We start from the raw sequence: 16130 nt of genomic DNA, 5'->3' as shown, positions 1-16130 counted from the left end.
GCTGCCATGTTACGTACAATCAACTTCATGGGCGTTCGCAACTTCGCGTTCGGCGTCACAGTATTCCTCACCCTGCTGGCTATGTTCAGTGTCGTCACCAAGGGCATGAACTGGGGTCTGGACTTCACCGGCGGTACGCTCATCGAGCTGACCTACGAGCGTCCGGCCGATGTCACCAAGGTGCGAGAGCAACTGGTGAGTTCGGGTTACCACGAAGCCATCGTGCAGAGCTTCGGTGCGACGACCGATTTGCTGGTGCGGATGCCGGGTGAAGACCCGCAGCTGGGCCATCAGGTCGCGGAAGCGCTGCTGAAGGTTGGCGGTGACAACCCGGCGATGGTCAAGCGCGTCGAGTACGTCGGCCCGCAGGTCGGTGAAGAGCTGCGCGACCAGGGCGGCCTCGGCATGCTGCTGGCGCTCGGCGGCATCCTGATCTACCTGGCTTTCCGCTTTCAGTGGAAGTTCGCGGTCGGCGCTATCGTTTCGCTGATTCACGACGTGATCGTGACCATCGGTATCCTGTCGTTCTTTCAGATCACTTTCGATCTGACAGTACTGGCAGCGGTGCTGGCGATCATCGGTTACTCGCTGAACGACACCATTGTGGTATTCGACCGGGTTCGTGAGAACTTCCGTGTACTGCGCAAGGCAACGCTGATCGAGAACATCAACATCTCGACCACCCAGACCCTGCTGCGCACCATGGCGACGTCGATTTCGACCTTGCTGGCGATCGCTGCGCTGCTGTTCTTTGGTGGCGACAACCTGTTCGGCTTCTCGATTGCCCTGTTCATCGGTGTTCTGGCGGGTACTTACTCGTCGATCTACATCGCTAACGTGGTGCTGATCTGGCTGAACCTGACCACCGAAGACCTGATTCCACCGGCTAACACCGAGAAGGAAATCGACGACCGTCCATAAAGCGGCCATCGTTTTTCCAGCTGTCAGCCAAAAAAGGCGCGAGTTGAACTCGCGCCTTTTTTTATGCTCCAAGGCTGGGAGAAGCGCGGGCCCCGTCCCGCATGTGATGGTCAGGAGGTTCATGTGAACAAGTCGTTGCTGGTTGGTGCGGTATTGGGTGCTGTCGGTGTGACTGCCGGGGGTGCTGTTGCCACCTACAGCCTGGTTAAAAGCGGCCCTGAGTATGCGCAAGTATTAGCCGTTGAACCGGTCAAAACACAGATCAAGACGCCACGTGAAGTGTGCAAGGACGTAGCAGTGACCCGGCAGGCGCCGGTCAAGGATCAGCATCAGATTCTCGGTACCGCCATCGGTGCGGTAGCGGGTGGTTTGCTGGGTAACCAGATCGGCGGCGGCAACGGCAAGAAGATTGCCACTGTGGCCGGCGCGGTCGGTGGCGGTTATGCCGGTAACAAGGTTCAGGAAGGTATGCAGGGTCGTGACACCTACACCACGACACAGACACGCTGTAACACCGTAAACGACATCAGTGACAAGGTTGTCGGCTATGACGTGCGTTACTCGCTGGATGGCAAGGAAGGCAAAGTGCGCATGGATCGTGATCCGGGCAACCAGATTCCGGTCGATAAGGAAGGCAAACTGGTCCTGTCGCAGAATGAGCCGGCTCAGTAACGGCCTGGTCGTTTAAAAAGAAGCACCCTTCGGGGTGCTTTTTTTGTGCCCGTATTCTTGCCTGCCGACTGATCCGTCGGTGATCACCTGATACCCAATGTAGGAGCTGCCGAAGGCTGCGATCTTTTGATCCTGTTTTTAAAAACCAGAAGTAAAAGATCGCAGCCTTCGGCAGCTCCTACAGGGGAATGTTGAATTTCAGGCATAAAAAAAGCACCCCGAAGGGTGCTTTCTCGTTTCGCCGGAAGCTTAGCGCTTCAGCGAAGCCGGCAGGTGCGGCTGAATCGCCGTCAGCACTGCCTTGAAGCATTTGGTGTTGCCGGCAACGATGTGGCCTTTTTCAAGGAAATCGTGACCGCCGGTGAAATCGCTCACCAAGCCGCCAGCTTCTTGAATCAGCAGGGCGCCTGCAGCCATGTCCCACTCGGACAGGCCCGACTCCCAGAATGCATCGAAACGACCGGCAGCCACGTAAGCCAGGTCCAGGCTTGCCGAGCCAGCACGGCGGATGCCGGCAGTCTGGCCAACCAGAGCGCGGAACATGCCCAGGTAGTTTTCGAGATTGTCCATCTGGTCGTCACGGAACGGGAAGCCAGTGCCCAGCAGGGCGCCGTCGAGGCTGGTGCGACCGCTGACGCGCAGGCGGCGACCGTTCAGTTGAGCGCCGCGACCACGGCTGGCGGTGAATTCTTCCTGGCGAACCGGGTCCAGAACAACAGCGTGTTCCAGGCGGCCGCGGTATTTGCAGGCGATGCTGACAGCGAAGTGAGGAATGCCACGCAGGAAGTTGGTGGTGCCGTCCAGCGGATCAATGATCCACAGGTATTCTTCGCCTTCGATGCCGGTACCGGCGTGCATGCCGGTCTCTTCGCCACGGATGGAGTGGTTCGGGTAAGCCTTGCGCAGTGCGTCGATGATTTTCTGCTCTGCGGCGCGGTCCACCTCGGATACATAATCCTTGGCGTCTTTTTCGTCGACCTTGATGGTATCCAGGCGCTCGATGGAGCGGAAGATCAGTTCACTGGCGCTGCGGGCGGCGCGCAGCGCGATATTCAGCATGGGCTGCATGGATGTGTCACCTAAGGTTGTTAAAGAAAGCCGCGCATTCTATCAGAACTTTTCTTCAGGAGAAGGTCGCTGTTCGCTTTCATAGCTTAACGGTAGGCTGTTCTGTAAGATTTGCACCCCTTTCCTGTGTCCGAGAGCGCCTCCCTTGCTGCAGAACATTCGTGTCGTCCTGGTCAATACCAGCCACCCCGGCAACATCGGCGGGGCCGCGCGCGCCATGAAAAACATGGGTCTGTCGCGCTTGGTGCTGGTCGAGCCGCGCCTGTTTCCGCACCACGAGGCCGATGCTCGCGCCTCCGGTGCCGGTGACATCCTTGAAAACGCCCAAGTCGTCGCCACCCTTGAAGATGCCTTGGTCGGTTGCAATCTGGTGCTTGGCACCAGTGCTCGTGACCGCCGCATCCCCTGGCCGCTGCTGGATCCGCGCGAATGCGGAACCAAAGTGGTTGAGGAGGCCGGGCAAGGCGCGGAAATCGCTTTGGTGTTCGGTCGTGAAGATTCCGGCCTGACCAATGACGAGCTGCAGCGATGTCACTTTCACGTGCATATCCCCTCCGATCCTGAGTTCAGTTCGCTGAATCTGGGTGCGGCGGTGCAGGTGTTGAGCTATGAAGTGCGTATGGCCTGGCTGGCGGCACAAGGTCAGCCGAGCAAGATCGAGAAAGAAGAAGTGGCCTCGGTGAAAAGCGCCGAGCTGGCGACCATGGATGAGCTGGAGCGATTCTATGAGCATCTGGAGCAGACGCTGGTCGCTATCGAATTCCTCGATCCGGAAAAACCGCGGCACTTGATGGCGCGCCTGCGCCGGTTGTACGGACGCAGCTCGGTCAGCCGGGCGGAAATGAATATATTGCGTGGCATCCTCACGGAAACCCAGAAAGCGGCCCGTGGCGAGCTTCTAAAGCGGAAGGACTGAATGATGTTTGAGCGTTTGCGTGAAGATATCCAGAGCGTATTCCATCGAGACCCGGCGGCGCGTAACGCTTTTGAAGTCCTGACCTGCTATCCCGGCATGCACGCCATCTGGATTCATCGATTGGCAGGCATGCTCTGGCGCAATGAGCTGAAATGGCTGGCGCGATTGGTGTCGAACTTCGGTCGCTGGTTGACCGGGATCGAAATTCATCCGGGCGCCAAGGTCGGTCGGCGTTTTTTCATCGATCACGGTATGGGGATCGTCATTGGCGAAACCGCCGAGATTGGCGATGACGTGACCATTTATCAGGGCGTTACCCTGGGTGGTACGAGCTGGAACAAGGGCAAGCGTCACCCGACACTGGGCGACGGCGTTGTCGTGGGCGCTGGCGCCAAGGTGCTCGGCCCGTTCACGGTCGGTGCCGGTGCCAAGGTCGGCTCCAACGCGGTGGTGACCAAAGAAGTACCGCCGGGCGCTACAGTCGTGGGCATTCCAGGTCGAATCATCGTCAAATCCGATGAGGAGCAGGATGCCAAGCGCAAGGCCATGGCCGAGAAGATCGGTTTCGATGCCTATGGCGTCAGCGAAGACATGCCCGACCCGGTGGCGCGCGCCATCGGTCAGTTGCTCGACCATCTGCAAGCGGTGGACGGGCGGCTGGAAGGTATGTGCGGCGCGCTGAAGGATCTGGGCAGTAATTACTGTGCGAAAGATCTGCCTGAGCTGCGCGAAGAAGACTTCGCCTGTGTGAAGGGCAAGGATCAAAGTCAGGCCAGCTAAACCGCACCGCTGCTGTCGCGAGCAGGCTCGCTCCCACGGGTGATTGCATCCCGGTGTGGGGGCGGTCCTGCTCGCGAAGAACGGTAACGCGGTACCTCTGGCTGTTAACGGCCTGCCTTTGCTATGATGCGCGCGCTCTTTCGCCGGTAAACCCGACTAAAGCACTAGGTCTTATAGTTGACTTAAATACTCGGGAATTGCATACTCGCCCCATTCTGAACTCCGTGGTAATTGTCCATGCGACTGACTACAAAAGGCCGATACGCCGTGACCGCCATGCTTGATCTGGCGTTGCACGCGCAGCACGGGCCGGTGTCCCTGGCCGATATCTCCGAGCGCCAAGGCATTTCCCTGTCCTATCTCGAACAGCTTTTTGCCAAGCTGCGCCGCAGTAACCTGGTTTCCAGTGTTCGCGGTCCGGGTGGTGGCTACCAGTTGTCCCGCGACATGCAGGGCATTCAGGTCGCCCAGGTGATCGACGCGGTGAACGAATCGGTCGATGCCACCAAGTGCGGGGGGCAGGGTGATTGCCATTCCGGCGACACTTGCCTGACACATCATCTGTGGTGCGATCTGAGCCTGCAGATTCACGAATTTCTAAGTGGTATCAGCTTGGCTGATCTTGTGACTCGCCGTGAGGTGCAAGAAGTAGCCCAGCGTCAGGACCAGCGCCGTTGCAACAGCAAGGCGCAACGCCTGGACAAGATTGAAGCGTCCGCCGTCGAATGACAGCCGTAGAGCCAGCGGCACGCCAGCCCTGATTTAGGAGATAGTCCATGAAATTGCCGATTTACCTTGATTACTCTGCGACCACACCGGTCGATCCGCGCGTTGCGCAAAAAATGAGTGAATGCCTGCTGGTCGACGGAAACTTCGGTAACCCGGCGTCCCGTTCCCATGTGTTCGGCTGGAAAGCTGAAGAGTCCGTCGAAAACGCCCGTCGTCAGGTGGCCGATCTGGTCAATGCTGACCCGCGTGAAATCGTCTGGACCTCCGGCGCCACCGAGTCCAACAACCTGGCGATCAAAGGTGCGGCACATTTCTACGCCTCCAAGGGCAAACACCTGATCACCACCAAGATTGAGCACAAGGCTGTCCTCGACACCATGCGCCAACTGGAGCGTGAAGGTTTCGAAGTGACCTACCTCGAGCCTCAGACCGATGGACTGGTGACTCCGGCAATGATCGAAGCCGCGCTGCGTGAAGACACCATTCTCGTGTCGGCGATGCATGTGAACAACGAAATCGGCACCATCAACGACATCGAAGCCATCGGCGAGATGCTTCGCGCCAAAGGCATCCTGTTCCACGTTGACGCTGCTCAGTCCACCGGCAAGGTCGACATCGACCTGTCGAAACTGAAAGTCGACATGATGTCGTTCTCTGCCCACAAGACCTACGGCCCTAAAGGCATCGGCGCGCTGTACGTGAGCCGCAAGCCGCGTGTGCGCATCGAAGCGACCATGCACGGCGGCGGTCACGAGCGCGGCATGCGTTCCGGTACTCTGGCGACCCACCAGATTGTCGGCATGGGCGAAGCGTTCCGTGTAGCCAAGGAAGACATGGCTGCTGAAAACGTGCGCATCAAAGCCTTGAGCGACCGTTTCTACAAGCAGGTCGAGCATCTGGAAGAGCTGTACGTCAACGGCAGCCTGACTGCCCGCGTTCCGCACAACCTGAACCTGAGCTTCAACTACGTTGAGGGCGAGTCGCTGATCATGGCGCTCAAGGATCTGGCGGTTTCGTCCGGTTCGGCGTGCACCTCGGCATCGCTTGAGCCTTCGTACGTACTGCGCGCCCTGGGCCGCAACGACGAACTGGCACACAGCTCGATCCGCTTCACCTTCGGCCGTTTCACCACCGAAGAAGAAATCGACTACGCCGCGCAGAAAGTCTGCGAGGCCGTTACCAAGCTGCGCACTTTGTCGCCGCTGTGGGACATGTACAAAGACGGCGTCGATATCTCGAAGATCGAGTGGGCGGCACACTAAATATAGAAGCCGCCGGATACAGACCCTGTAGCGACGCGGCGACTGACGCAGCGCAGCTACAGGGCCTCAAGAGCGGCCCTGATGAGTGAGGATTAGAACCATGGCTTACAGCGAAAAGGTCATCGACCACTACGAAAACCCGCGTAACGTCGGCAAGATGAATGCCGAAGACCCGGATGTCGGCACTGGCATGGTTGGCGCACCAGCGTGCGGCGACGTGATGCGTCTGCAGATCAAGGTCAACGATCAGGGCATCATCGAAGATGCCAAGTTCAAGACCTACGGCTGCGGTTCGGCAATCGCTTCCAGCTCCCTCGCTACCGAGTGGATGAAGGGCAAGACCCTGGACGAAGCGGAAACCATCAAGAACACCCAGCTGGCCGAAGAACTGGCTCTGCCGCCAGTGAAAATTCACTGCTCGGTACTCGCTGAAGACGCTATCAAGGCGGCTGTTCGCGATTACAAGCAGAAGAAAGGCTTGATCTGACTTTCAGGATTTGGCGACGAGTAAGGAGTCACCGATGGCTATCAGCATGACAGAAGCGGCTGCTCGACACGTGCGGCGCTCCCTCGACGGGCGCGGCAAAGGTGAAGGGATTCGTCTGGGTGTTCGCACCACAGGTTGTTCCGGCCTTGCCTACGTGCTGGAGTTTGTCGACGAGGTGGTTGCAGAGGATCAGGTGTTCGAAAGTCACGGCGAAAAAGTGATCATCGACCCTAAAAGCCTGGCCTACCTGGACGGCACCGAGCTCGATTTCGTCAAGGAAGGGTTGAACGAAGGCTTCAAGTTCAACAACCCCAACGTACGCGGTGAGTGTGGCTGCGGCGAAAGCTTCAACATCTGAGGCTTGTCGTGGGTACTCCTTGTCATTTCGCTTTATTCGAGCTGCAACCGAGCTTCCGTCTGGATCTCGAGCAGTTGGCCACGCGCTACCGTGAGTTGGCTCGTGGTGTTCATCCTGACCGTTTTGCCGATGCTTCCGAGCGCGAGCAGCGGTTGGCGCTTGAGCAATCTGCTGGCCTCAACGAGGCTTATCAGGTGCTCAAGAGTCCGCCCCAGCGTGCGCGCTACCTGCTGAAGGTCAGTGGGCATGAAGTGCCGATGGAAGTCACGGTCCACGATCCCGAGTTTCTTTTGCAGCAGATGCAATGGCGCGAAGAGCTCGAAGACCTTCAGGACAGTGCCGATCTCGACGGCGTCGCGGTATTCAAGCGTCGCTTGAAAGTGGCCCAGGAAGAACTCAACGAAAGTTTTGCAGCCTGTTGGGACGATGCAGCGCAACGTGATCAGGCCGAACGCCTGATGCGGCGCATGCAGTTCCTCGACAAGCTGACCTACGAAGTGCGCCAGTTAGAAGAGCGCCTCGACGATTAACCCAGTGCCGCTCCGGTCGCACGCCTGATATACAGATAAGTCCTGATCACGATGGCCCTACTGCAGATCGCCGAACCCGGCCAAAGTCCTCAACCGCACCAGCGTCGCCTGGCTGTGGGGATCGACTTGGGTACTACCAATTCGCTGGTCGCTGCGTTGCGCAGTGGTCTTTCCGAGCCGCTGGCCGACGCAAGCGGGCAGGTCATCCTGCCGTCTGCCGTGCGTTACCACTCCGACCGCGTCGAAGTCGGCGAGTCGGCCAAACTGGCTGCCGCTTCCGATCCTTTGAACACTGTGCTGTCGGTCAAGCGCTTGATGGGTCGTGGTCTGTCCGACGTCAAGCAATTGGGCGAGCAACTGCCGTACCGCTTTGTCGGCGGCGAATCGCACATGCCGTTCATCGATACCGTGCAGGGCCCGAAAAGCCCGGTCGAAGTCTCCGCCGAAATCCTCAAAGTGTTGCGCCAGCGTGCTGAAGCAGCCTTGGGCGGCGAACTGGTTGGCGCGGTGATCACCGTTCCGGCGTATTTCGACGATGCTCAGCGCCAAGCCACCAAGGACGCGGCCCAATTGGCCGGTCTGAACGTGCTGCGCCTGCTCAATGAGCCGACCGCGGCCGCTGTGGCTTACGGTCTGGATCAGCACGCCGAAGGCCTGGTCGCGATCTATGACCTGGGTGGCGGCACTTTCGATATATCGATTCTGCGTCTGACTGGCGGCGTGTTTGAAGTTCTGGCCACTGGCGGCGACAGCGCGCTGGGCGGCGATGATTTCGATCATGCGATTGCCAGCTGGATCATCGAGAGCGCGGGCCTGTCCGCCGATCTCGATCCTGGCGCGCAACGTAATCTGCTGCAAACCGCTTGCGCGGCCAAGGAAGCCCTGACCGATGCGGCCAGTGTTGAAGTTGTCTACGGCGACTGGAAAGCACCGCTGACCCGCGAAGCCTTCGATGCGCTGATCGAGCCGATGGTCTCGCGCAGCCTGAAAGCCTGCCGCCGCGCTGTTCGTGATTCCGGCATCGAGCTGGAAGACGTGCATGCCGTGGTCATGGTCGGCGGTTCGACTCGCGTCCCGCGCGTTCGCGAAGCGGTTGCCGAAGCCTTTGGTCGTGAGCCGTTGACCGAAATCGACCCGGATCAAGTGGTGGCCATCGGTGCCGCGATCCAGGCTGATACGTTGGCTGGCAACAAGCGCGATGGCGGCGAACTGCTGCTGCTTGACGTGATTCCGCTGTCCCTGGGGCTGGAAACCATGGGCGGCCTGATGGAGAAGGTGATTCCGCGAAACACCACCATCCCCGTCGCTCGTGCTCAGGACTTCACCACTTATAAAGATGGCCAGTCGGCAATGGCGATTCACGTGCTGCAAGGCGAGCGTGAGTTGATCAGTGACTGCCGCTCGCTGGCGCGTTTCGAATTGCGTGGCATTCCAGCGATGGTCGCGGGTGCGGCGAAGATTCGCGTGACCTTCCAGGTCGACGCTGATGGTCTGCTCAGCGTTTCCGCCCGCGAACTCGGTTCGGGCGTTGAAGCGAGCATTCAGGTCAAACCGTCCTACGGTCTGACCGACGGCGAAATCGCCAAGATGCTCAAGGACTCGTTCCAGCACGCCAATGACGACAAGGTCGCTCGCGTTCTGCGTGAACAGCAAGTCGATGCTCAGCGTCTGATCGAAGCCGTGCAGGGTGCTCTTGAGGTGGATGGCGAGCGTTTGCTCGACGCCGAAGAGCGCATGGTCATCGACCTGCAATTGCAGGAACTGGCCGAACTGATGAAAGGTACCGATGGTTACGCCATCGAGCAGCAGACCAAGCGTCTGTCGCAAGTGACCGATGCTTTTGCTGCCCGCCGCATGGATTTGACGGTGAAAGCCGCTCTGTCGGGGCGCAATCTGAATGAAATCGAGGATATCTGATGCCGCAGGTCATTTTTCTGCCCCACGACAAGTTCTGCCCTGAGGGTATGGTGGTCGAGGCTGCGCCCGGCACATCGATTCTCGAACTGGCCCACGAACACCACATCGAGATGGAAAGTGCTTGCGGCGGCGTCTGCGCCTGCACCACTTGTCACTGCATCATTCGCGAGGGTTTCGACTCGATGGAAGAGGCTGACGAGCTGGAAGAAGACTTTCTTGATCGTGCCTGGGGTCTGGAAGCGCAATCGCGACTGGCCTGTCAGGCTATCGTGGGTGAGGAAGACATCACCGTCGAGATTCCGAAATATTCGCTTAACCATGCGGCCGAAGCGCCGCACTGACTGGTAAGACTGTCATGAGCTACGGTTGGAATGATGTTCAACGTATTGCAGAAGAGCTGGCCGAGGCCCACCCCGGTATCGATCCATATTCTGTAGGTTTCGTCCGTCTGCAGCAGATGATCATGAATCTGCCTGACTTTGATGACACCTCTGGTCGGGTTGGCGAGAAAGTACTGGAAGCGGTTCAGACGCTCTGGGCCGAAGAATTGGACTGATCGTCCTCGCAGGTTAGGCAATACCCAAGAACCCGCGTATAATTCGCGGGTTTAATTTTTCACAAATTACCGTTTCTGGAGTTACACCATGGCTGTTCAACGCACTTTCTCCATCATCAAGCCTGACGCTGTTGCAAAAAACGTCATCGGCGAAATCACCACTCGTTTCGAAAAAGCCGGCCTGCGCGTTGTAGCTTCGAAACTGAAGCAACTGTCCAAAGCTGAAGCTGAAGGCTTCTACGCTGAGCACAGCGCTCGTGGTTTCTTCGGCGACCTGGTTTCCTTCATGATCTCCGGTCCTGTTGTTGTTCAGGTTCTGGAAGGCGAAAACGCTATCGCTCTGAACCGTGAGCTGATGGGCGCTACCAACCCTAAAGAAGCTGCTGCCGGTACCATCCGCGCTGATTTCGCTGATTCCATCGACGCCAATGCTGTTCACGGTTCGGACTCCGAAGCCGCAGCTGCTCGTGAAATCTCGTACTTCTTCGCAGCTACTGAAGTAACCACTCGCTAAGCATTGGCTTAAGAGTGAAGGTGAATCCATGACTACATCGACTGTTAAAACCAACCTGCTGGGTCTGACCCAGCCGGAAATGGAAAAATTCTTCGACTCAATCGGGGAGAAGCGTTTCCGTGCCGGTCAGGTAATGAAATGGATTCACCACTTTGGCGTCGATGATTTCGACGCCATGACGAACGTCAGCAAGGCCTTGCGCGACAAGCTCAAGGCTATTGCCGAGGTCCGTGGTCCCGAAGTTGTCAGCGAGGACATCTCCACCGACGGCACCCGTAAGTGGGTGGTGCGCGTGGCGTCCGGCAGCTGTGTCGAGACCGTGTACATTCCCCAGGGCAAACGCGGCACGTTATGCGTTTCGTCCCAGGCAGGCTGTGCCCTGGACTGCAGTTTCTGCTCCACCGGCAAGCAAGGCTTCAATAGCAACCTCACCGCCGCCGAAGTCATCGGTCAGGTGTGGATTGCCAACAAATCTTTCGGCAGCGTCCCGGCGACCGTCGACCGTGCCATCACCAACGTGGTGATGATGGGCATGGGTGAGCCGCTGCTGAACTTCGACAACGTCGTCGCAGCCATGCATCTGATGATGGACGACCTCGGCTACGGGATCTCCAAGCGCCGCGTGACTCTGTCCACGTCGGGTGTGGTGCCGATGATCGATGAGCTGTCCAAGCACATCGATGTATCCCTGGCGTTGTCCCTGCACGCACCGAATGACGCATTGCGTAACCAATTGGTGCCGATCAACAAGAAATATCCGCTTAAGATGCTGCTCGAGTCGTGCCAGCGCTACATGTCGTCCCTGGGCGAGAAGCGCGTGCTGACCATCGAGTACACTTTGCTCAAGGACATCAACGACAAAGTCGAACATGCCGTTGAGATGGTCGAGTTGCTGAAAGACATTCCATGCAAGATCAATCTGATTCCGTTCAACCCGTTCCCGCACTCCGGGTACGAGCGGCCTAGCAACAATGCTATCCGCCGGTTCCAGGATCAACTGCATCAGGCAGGCTTCAACGTCACTGTGCGCACCACCCGTGGTGAAGACATCGACGCGGCTTGTGGACAATTGGTAGGACAGGTGCTGGATCGCACCCGTCGCAGCGAACGTTACATTGCCGTGCGGGAATTGAACGCCGACGGTGATCTGGCGCAGAACGCCGCGAATACAAACTAAGAGAGGATCTCTATGTTCCTGCGCTTTGCGCTGCTGTTGCTGTTGGCCAGCCTGAGTGCTGGCTGTGTCCTGTCGGGTGACTACAACCCGATGAAGACCAGCAAGGGCCGCGATGAAGCGCGCGCCGCTTATGTGCAGTTGGGGCTGGGGTATTTGCAGCAGGGCATGACCGAGCGCGCCAAGGTGCCGCTGAAAAAGGCCCTGGACCTGGACAGCTCTGACCCGGACGCCAATGCTGCGCTCGGACTGGTGTTCCAGGCCGAGATGGAGCCTGCACTTGCTGACGAACACTTCCGCAAGGCCTTGTCTTCCCGTCCCGCCGATGCCTGCACCCTCAACAACTACGGCAGTTTTCTCTACGAAGAACAGCGTTACAAGGAAGCCTACGAGCGTTTTGAACAGGCCGCCGCCGATACCCTGTATCCTGAGCGCTCGCGCGTGTTCGAGAGCCTCGGCATGACGGCGGCAAAGCTCGGCCAGCGTGATCTGGCGCAGCAGCAACTGGAAAAAGCCCTGCGGTTGAATCGTCAACAACCGCGAGCGTTGCTGGAAATGGCTGAGTTGTCCTTCGAAGACAGGCATTATGTGCCCGCACGTGACTATTACGACCGTTTCAGCCTGCTAACCGAACAAAATGCACGTAGTCTATTGCTCGGCGTTCGGCTGGCGAAAGTGTTTGAAGATCGCGACAAGGCAGCCAGTTATGGCCTGCAATTAAAACGACTCTATCCCGGTACGCCGGAATATCAGCAATACCTGTCGGAGCAATGATGAAAGCGGCGCATCCCGAAGTTGTAGCAGCGAATCGCGTTAACCCCGGTGAGACCTTGCGCCAGGCCCGCGAAAGCAATGGCTGGTCGCTGGCCGAAGTGGCCCTCAAGCTCAACCTCACCGTGACTTCCCTGAGCAATCTTGAAGCCGGCGCTTTCGATAAGCTGCCGGGGCACACCTTCGCTCGCGGCTATATTCGCGCCTATGCCAAGTTGCTCGGCATGGACCAGACCGCTCTGGTTCAGCAGTTTGACCAGTCCACCGGCACCGATTCCCAGGGCAGCAACGTGCATGCGCTGGGACGTATCGAAGAGCCGGTGCGGGTCTCCCACACCATTTTGCGCATCGTCAGCCTGCTGTTGCTGATCGCGGTCATCGGCGGCGGTTTCGTCTGGTGGCAGGATCAGACTTCGCAGCGCACCAAAGACCTGACCAGCCTCGCTCCTGAGCACGTCGAAGTCGAAGGCGCCGACGGCACCACGCAGATTCACCCGATTGACGAACCGGAAGACCAGGCCGTTGCCGAAGGTCAGGCCGAAGGCCCGACTGATTTGGCGTTGCCGCAGTCGGAAACCACCGCTGAATCCACTGGCGCCGAGCCTGCTGCGCCGGCAACGGCTCCAGCAGCACCGGCCGCGACGCCAACTGCACCGGTTCAAACGCCGGCTCCGGTTGTCGCTGCACCGGCTACGCCGGCAGCGAATGTGCCGGCTACTCCTGCGCCGACCGTTGCCGCTCCGGTGGCTCCTGCGACGCCAGCGCCAACCGCGCAAGCGGCTGCGCCAGTAGCGGGTCAAGGTCAGGTTTCTGTGCAATTCGTTGCTGATTGCTGGACGCAAGTCACCGATGGCACCGGCAAGATTCTGTTCAGTGGCCTCAAGCGTAAAGGCGATAGCCTGTCTGTTGCCGGCAAACCACCGTTTGCCGTACGACTGGGCTATGCCCGTGGCGCACAGGTCAGCTACAACGGCCAGTCGGTCGATACCGCTCCGTTCACCAGTGGCGAGACTGCTCGCCTGAAGTTGGGTCAATAAGTCATGCACGGCGAATCTCCAATCAAACGTCGCGTTTCGCGCAAGATCTGGGTCGGCAACGTACCGGTAGGCGGCGATGCGCCTATCGCTGTGCAGAGCATGACCAACAGTGACACCAATGACGTAGCCGCCACCGTTGCACAAATCAATCGTCTGGAAGCGGCTGGCGTCGATATCGTTCGCGTTTCGGTGCCGGACATGGACGCTGCCGAGGCATTCGGCAAGATCAAGCAATTGGTCAAGGTGCCGCTGGTTGCCGACATTCACTTCGACTACAAGATCGCTTTGCGCGTAGCCGAACTGGGTGTGGACTGCCTGCGCATCAACCCGGGCAACATCGGTCGTGAAGATCGCGTGCGTGCAGTGGTTGATGCCGCTCGTGACCGCGGTATCCCGATTCGTATCGGCGTCAACGCCGGCTCGCTGGAAAAAGACCTGCAAAAGAAATACGGCGAGCCAACTCCGGCGGCGCTGGTTGAATCGGCCCTGCGCCACGTTGAGCACCTCGAACGCCTGAATTTCCAGGACTTCAAAGTCAGTGTGAAGGCCTCCGACGTGTTCATGGCCGTCGAAGCCTACCGCTTGCTGGCGAAAGAAATCGTCCAGCCGCTGCACCTGGGCATCACCGAAGCGGGTGGATTGCGTTCTGGCACGGTGAAATCCGCCGTTGGCCTAGGTATGCTGCTCGCCGAGGGGATTGGCGATACTATCCGCATCTCGCTGGCGGCCGACCCGGTCGAAGAAGTGAAGGTCGGTTACGACATTCTCAAGTCTTTGCATTTGCGTTCCCGTGGCATCAACTTCATCGCCTGCCCGAGTTGCTCGCGGCAGAACTTCGATGTGGTCAAGACCATGAACGAGCTGGAAGGGCGCCTTGAAGACCTGCTGGTGCCGCTGGATGTCGCGGTGATCGGTTGTGTAGTCAACGGCCCCGGCGAAGCCAAGGAAGCCCACATCGGCTTGACCGGCGGCACGCCAAACCTGATTTACATCGACGGCAAGCCGGCGCAGAAACTGACGAATGAAAATCTGGTGGATCACCTGGAAAAGCTGATCCGCCAGAAAGCGGCCGAAAAGGTCGAAGCTGACGCAGCGGTTATCGCGCGCGGCTGAGCCTACAGAGCCGAACGAATTTAAGGATTTAAAGTGAGCAAGTCATTGCAAGCCATTCGTGGCATGAACGACATCCTGCCCGAACAGACCCCGCTGTGGCGTTATTTCGAGGGCACTGTTGCGCGTCTGCTGGATAACTACGGTTACAAGCAGATCCGCATGCCGATCGTCGAGTTCACCGAGCTGTTCAAACGCTCGATCGGTGAAGTGACCGACATCGTCGAAAAAGAGATGTACACCTTCGAAGACCGCAACGGCGACTCCCTGACCCTGCGTCCGGAAGGCACCGCAGCGTGTGTACGTGCTGTACTTGAGCACGGCATCACGGGCGGTGGCCAGGTGCAGAAACTCTGGTACATCGGGCCGATGTTCCGCCACGAGCGTCCGCAGAAAGGCCGCTATCGCCAGTTCCATCAGATCGGTCTGGAGGTGTTCAACCTCGACGGTCCGGACATCGACGCCGAGCTGATCACCATGACCTGGCGCCTGTGGGGCGAGCTGGGCATCCGTGATGCGGTCAAACTCGAACTCAACAGCCTCGGCACCAGCGAGTCCCGTGGTCGCTACCGTGGAGCGCTGGTCGAGTATCTTTCGGCGCATCACGACAAGCTCGACGAAGACAGCCAGCGTCGCCTGAAAACCAACCCGCTGCGCGTGCTCGACACCAAAAATGTCGACACCCAGGCCGTGCTGGTCAATGCGCCGAAAATGGCCGACTACCTGGACGACGAGTCCCGTGCACACTTTGAAGGCTTGAAGGCCCGTCTGGATGCCGTCGGCATTCCGTACGTGCTCAACCCGAAGCTGGTACGCGGCCTCGATTACTACAGCAAAACCGTATTCGAATGGGTCACCGACAAGCTCGGTGCCCAGGGCACTGTGTGCGCGGGCGGTCGTTACGACGGGCTGGTCGAGCAGATGGGTGGCAAGCCGACCACCGGCGTTGGTTTCGCCATGGGCATCGAACGTCTGGTGCTGATGCTCGAGACCCTCGAGCAGATCCCGGAAGAAATTTCCCGTCAGGTCGACGTCTACCTCTGCGCCTTCGGTGAAGAAGCCGAGCTGGCCGGTCTGGCTCTGGCCGAGCGTGTACGTGATCAGCTTCCAAACCTGCGTCTGCAAGTCAATGCCGGCGCTGGCAGCTTCAAAAGCCAGTTCAAGAAGGCCGACAAGAGCGGTGCGCTGTACGCACTGATCCTCGGTGACGACGAAATGGCCCAGCAAGTGGTAGGTTTCAAACCCCTGCGTGGCCAGGGCGAACAACAAAGCATTGCCTGGGATGCGCTTGCCGCTCACCTGGCCACCTGCGTCGTGCAGGGTTGAAG

At 58.7% G+C, this 16130-nt stretch carries 19 protein-coding genes; 18 read left to right on the top strand and 1 reads right to left on the bottom strand.

Translation table 11 applies throughout. From position 1 onward, the window contains the following. Positions 1-6 precede the first annotated feature (6 nt). Together secF and IEQ42_RS10635 are read left to right on the top strand one after the other, a co-directional pair. Complete coding sequence (secF, locus tag IEQ42_RS10640) at positions 7-921, top strand: protein translocase subunit SecF (RefSeq protein WP_210703470.1); 915 nt, start codon at positions 7-9, stop codon at positions 919-921. A gap of 123 nt (positions 922-1044) precedes the next feature. Beyond that, positions 1045-1593, top strand: coding sequence for a glycine zipper 2TM domain-containing protein (locus IEQ42_RS10635; RefSeq protein WP_150592708.1), 549 nt, complete (start codon positions 1045-1047; stop codon positions 1591-1593). Between the two features lie 249 nt (positions 1594-1842). On the opposite strand, the gene suhB is transcribed toward IEQ42_RS10635, so the two are convergent. Next, the gene (gene suhB / locus IEQ42_RS10630) at positions 1843-2661 is read right to left on the bottom strand and encodes a type III secretion system regulator SuhB (RefSeq protein ID WP_008084666.1); all 819 of its coding nucleotides are present in this window, start codon (positions 2659-2661) and stop codon (positions 1843-1845) included. A 145-nt stretch (positions 2662-2806) separates the two neighbouring features. On the opposite strand from suhB, the gene trmJ reads away from it, so the two are divergent. From trmJ to hisS, 16 genes are all read left to right on the top strand, one after another. Next, positions 2807-3577, top strand: coding sequence for a tRNA (cytosine(32)/uridine(32)-2'-O)-methyltransferase TrmJ (trmJ, locus tag IEQ42_RS10625; RefSeq protein WP_008084663.1), 771 nt, complete (start codon positions 2807-2809; stop codon positions 3575-3577). 3 nt (positions 3578-3580) lie between these two features. Further along, positions 3581-4357: a serine O-acetyltransferase gene (gene cysE / locus IEQ42_RS10620; RefSeq protein WP_025109222.1), complete on the top strand. Its 777-nt coding sequence runs from the start codon at positions 3581-3583 to the stop codon at positions 4355-4357. Between the two features lie 237 nt (positions 4358-4594). Continuing rightward, positions 4595-5086, top strand: coding sequence for a Fe-S cluster assembly transcriptional regulator IscR (gene iscR / locus IEQ42_RS10615; RefSeq protein WP_042560933.1), 492 nt, complete (start codon positions 4595-4597; stop codon positions 5084-5086). 47 nt (positions 5087-5133) lie between these two features. Then, positions 5134-6348, top strand: coding sequence for an IscS subfamily cysteine desulfurase (locus IEQ42_RS10610; protein WP_047303011.1), 1215 nt, complete (start codon positions 5134-5136; stop codon positions 6346-6348). A gap of 100 nt (positions 6349-6448) precedes the next feature. Then, positions 6449-6835 carry a Fe-S cluster assembly scaffold IscU gene (iscU, locus tag IEQ42_RS10605; RefSeq protein WP_042560931.1) on the top strand — a complete coding sequence of 129 codons (387 nt, stop codon included), beginning with the start codon at positions 6449-6451 and terminating at the stop codon, positions 6833-6835. Positions 6836-6869: 34 nt separating this feature from the next. After that, positions 6870-7193, top strand: coding sequence for an iron-sulfur cluster assembly protein IscA (iscA, locus tag IEQ42_RS10600; RefSeq protein ID WP_003227904.1), 324 nt, complete (start codon positions 6870-6872; stop codon positions 7191-7193). An 8-nt stretch (positions 7194-7201) separates the two neighbouring features. After that, the gene (gene hscB / locus IEQ42_RS10595; RefSeq protein ID WP_042560930.1) at positions 7202-7723 is read left to right on the top strand and encodes a co-chaperone HscB; all 522 of its coding nucleotides are present in this window, start codon (positions 7202-7204) and stop codon (positions 7721-7723) included. Positions 7724-7774: 51 nt separating this feature from the next. Then, complete coding sequence (gene hscA / locus IEQ42_RS10590) at positions 7775-9640, top strand: Fe-S protein assembly chaperone HscA (RefSeq protein WP_210703469.1); 1866 nt, start codon at positions 7775-7777, stop codon at positions 9638-9640. Then, complete coding sequence (gene fdx, locus IEQ42_RS10585) at positions 9640-9981, top strand: ISC system 2Fe-2S type ferredoxin (RefSeq protein ID WP_042560928.1); 342 nt, start codon at positions 9640-9642, stop codon at positions 9979-9981. Before hscA ends, fdx begins: the two co-directional genes overlap by 1 nt. Before the next feature lie 14 nt (positions 9982-9995). Further along, positions 9996-10196 carry a Fe-S cluster assembly protein IscX gene (iscX, locus tag IEQ42_RS10580; protein ID WP_042560927.1) on the top strand — a complete coding sequence of 67 codons (201 nt, stop codon included), beginning with the start codon at positions 9996-9998 and terminating at the stop codon, positions 10194-10196. 88 nt (positions 10197-10284) lie between these two features. Beyond that, the gene (ndk, locus tag IEQ42_RS10575) at positions 10285-10710 is read left to right on the top strand and encodes a nucleoside-diphosphate kinase (RefSeq protein ID WP_042560926.1); all 426 of its coding nucleotides are present in this window, start codon (positions 10285-10287) and stop codon (positions 10708-10710) included. Positions 10711-10738: 28 nt separating this feature from the next. Then, the gene (rlmN, locus tag IEQ42_RS10570) at positions 10739-11887 is read left to right on the top strand and encodes a dual-specificity RNA methyltransferase RlmN (protein WP_150592714.1); all 1149 of its coding nucleotides are present in this window, start codon (positions 10739-10741) and stop codon (positions 11885-11887) included. 12 nt (positions 11888-11899) lie between these two features. Beyond that, on the top strand, positions 11900-12658 hold the full coding sequence (gene pilW, locus IEQ42_RS10565) for a type IV pilus biogenesis/stability protein PilW (RefSeq protein WP_210703468.1): 759 nt from the start codon (positions 11900-11902) through the stop codon (positions 12656-12658). Continuing rightward, positions 12658-13692, top strand: a complete 1035-nt coding sequence (locus tag IEQ42_RS10560; RefSeq protein WP_210703467.1) for a RodZ domain-containing protein — start codon at positions 12658-12660, stop codon at positions 13690-13692. The genes pilW and IEQ42_RS10560 overlap by 1 nt, the downstream gene beginning before the upstream one ends. Positions 13693-13695: 3 nt before the next feature. Beyond that, positions 13696-14805 (top strand): flavodoxin-dependent (E)-4-hydroxy-3-methylbut-2-enyl-diphosphate synthase, encoded by a 1110-nt coding sequence (gene ispG, locus IEQ42_RS10555; protein ID WP_042560922.1) that lies wholly within the window; start codon positions 13696-13698, stop codon positions 14803-14805. Positions 14806-14838: 33 nt separating this feature from the next. Further along, a complete protein-coding gene (gene hisS / locus IEQ42_RS10550; protein ID WP_210703466.1) occupies positions 14839-16128 on the top strand; it encodes a histidine--tRNA ligase in 1290 nt (429 codons plus the stop codon). The last annotated feature ends 2 nt before the right edge of the window (positions 16129-16130 follow it).

Origin of the sequence: Pseudomonas iridis, assembly GCF_017980685.1 — a bacterium.
Lineage (GTDB): Bacteria > Pseudomonadota > Gammaproteobacteria > Pseudomonadales > Pseudomonadaceae > Aquipseudomonas > Aquipseudomonas iridis.
This window is presented reverse-complemented; position numbering and strand designations above follow the sequence as displayed.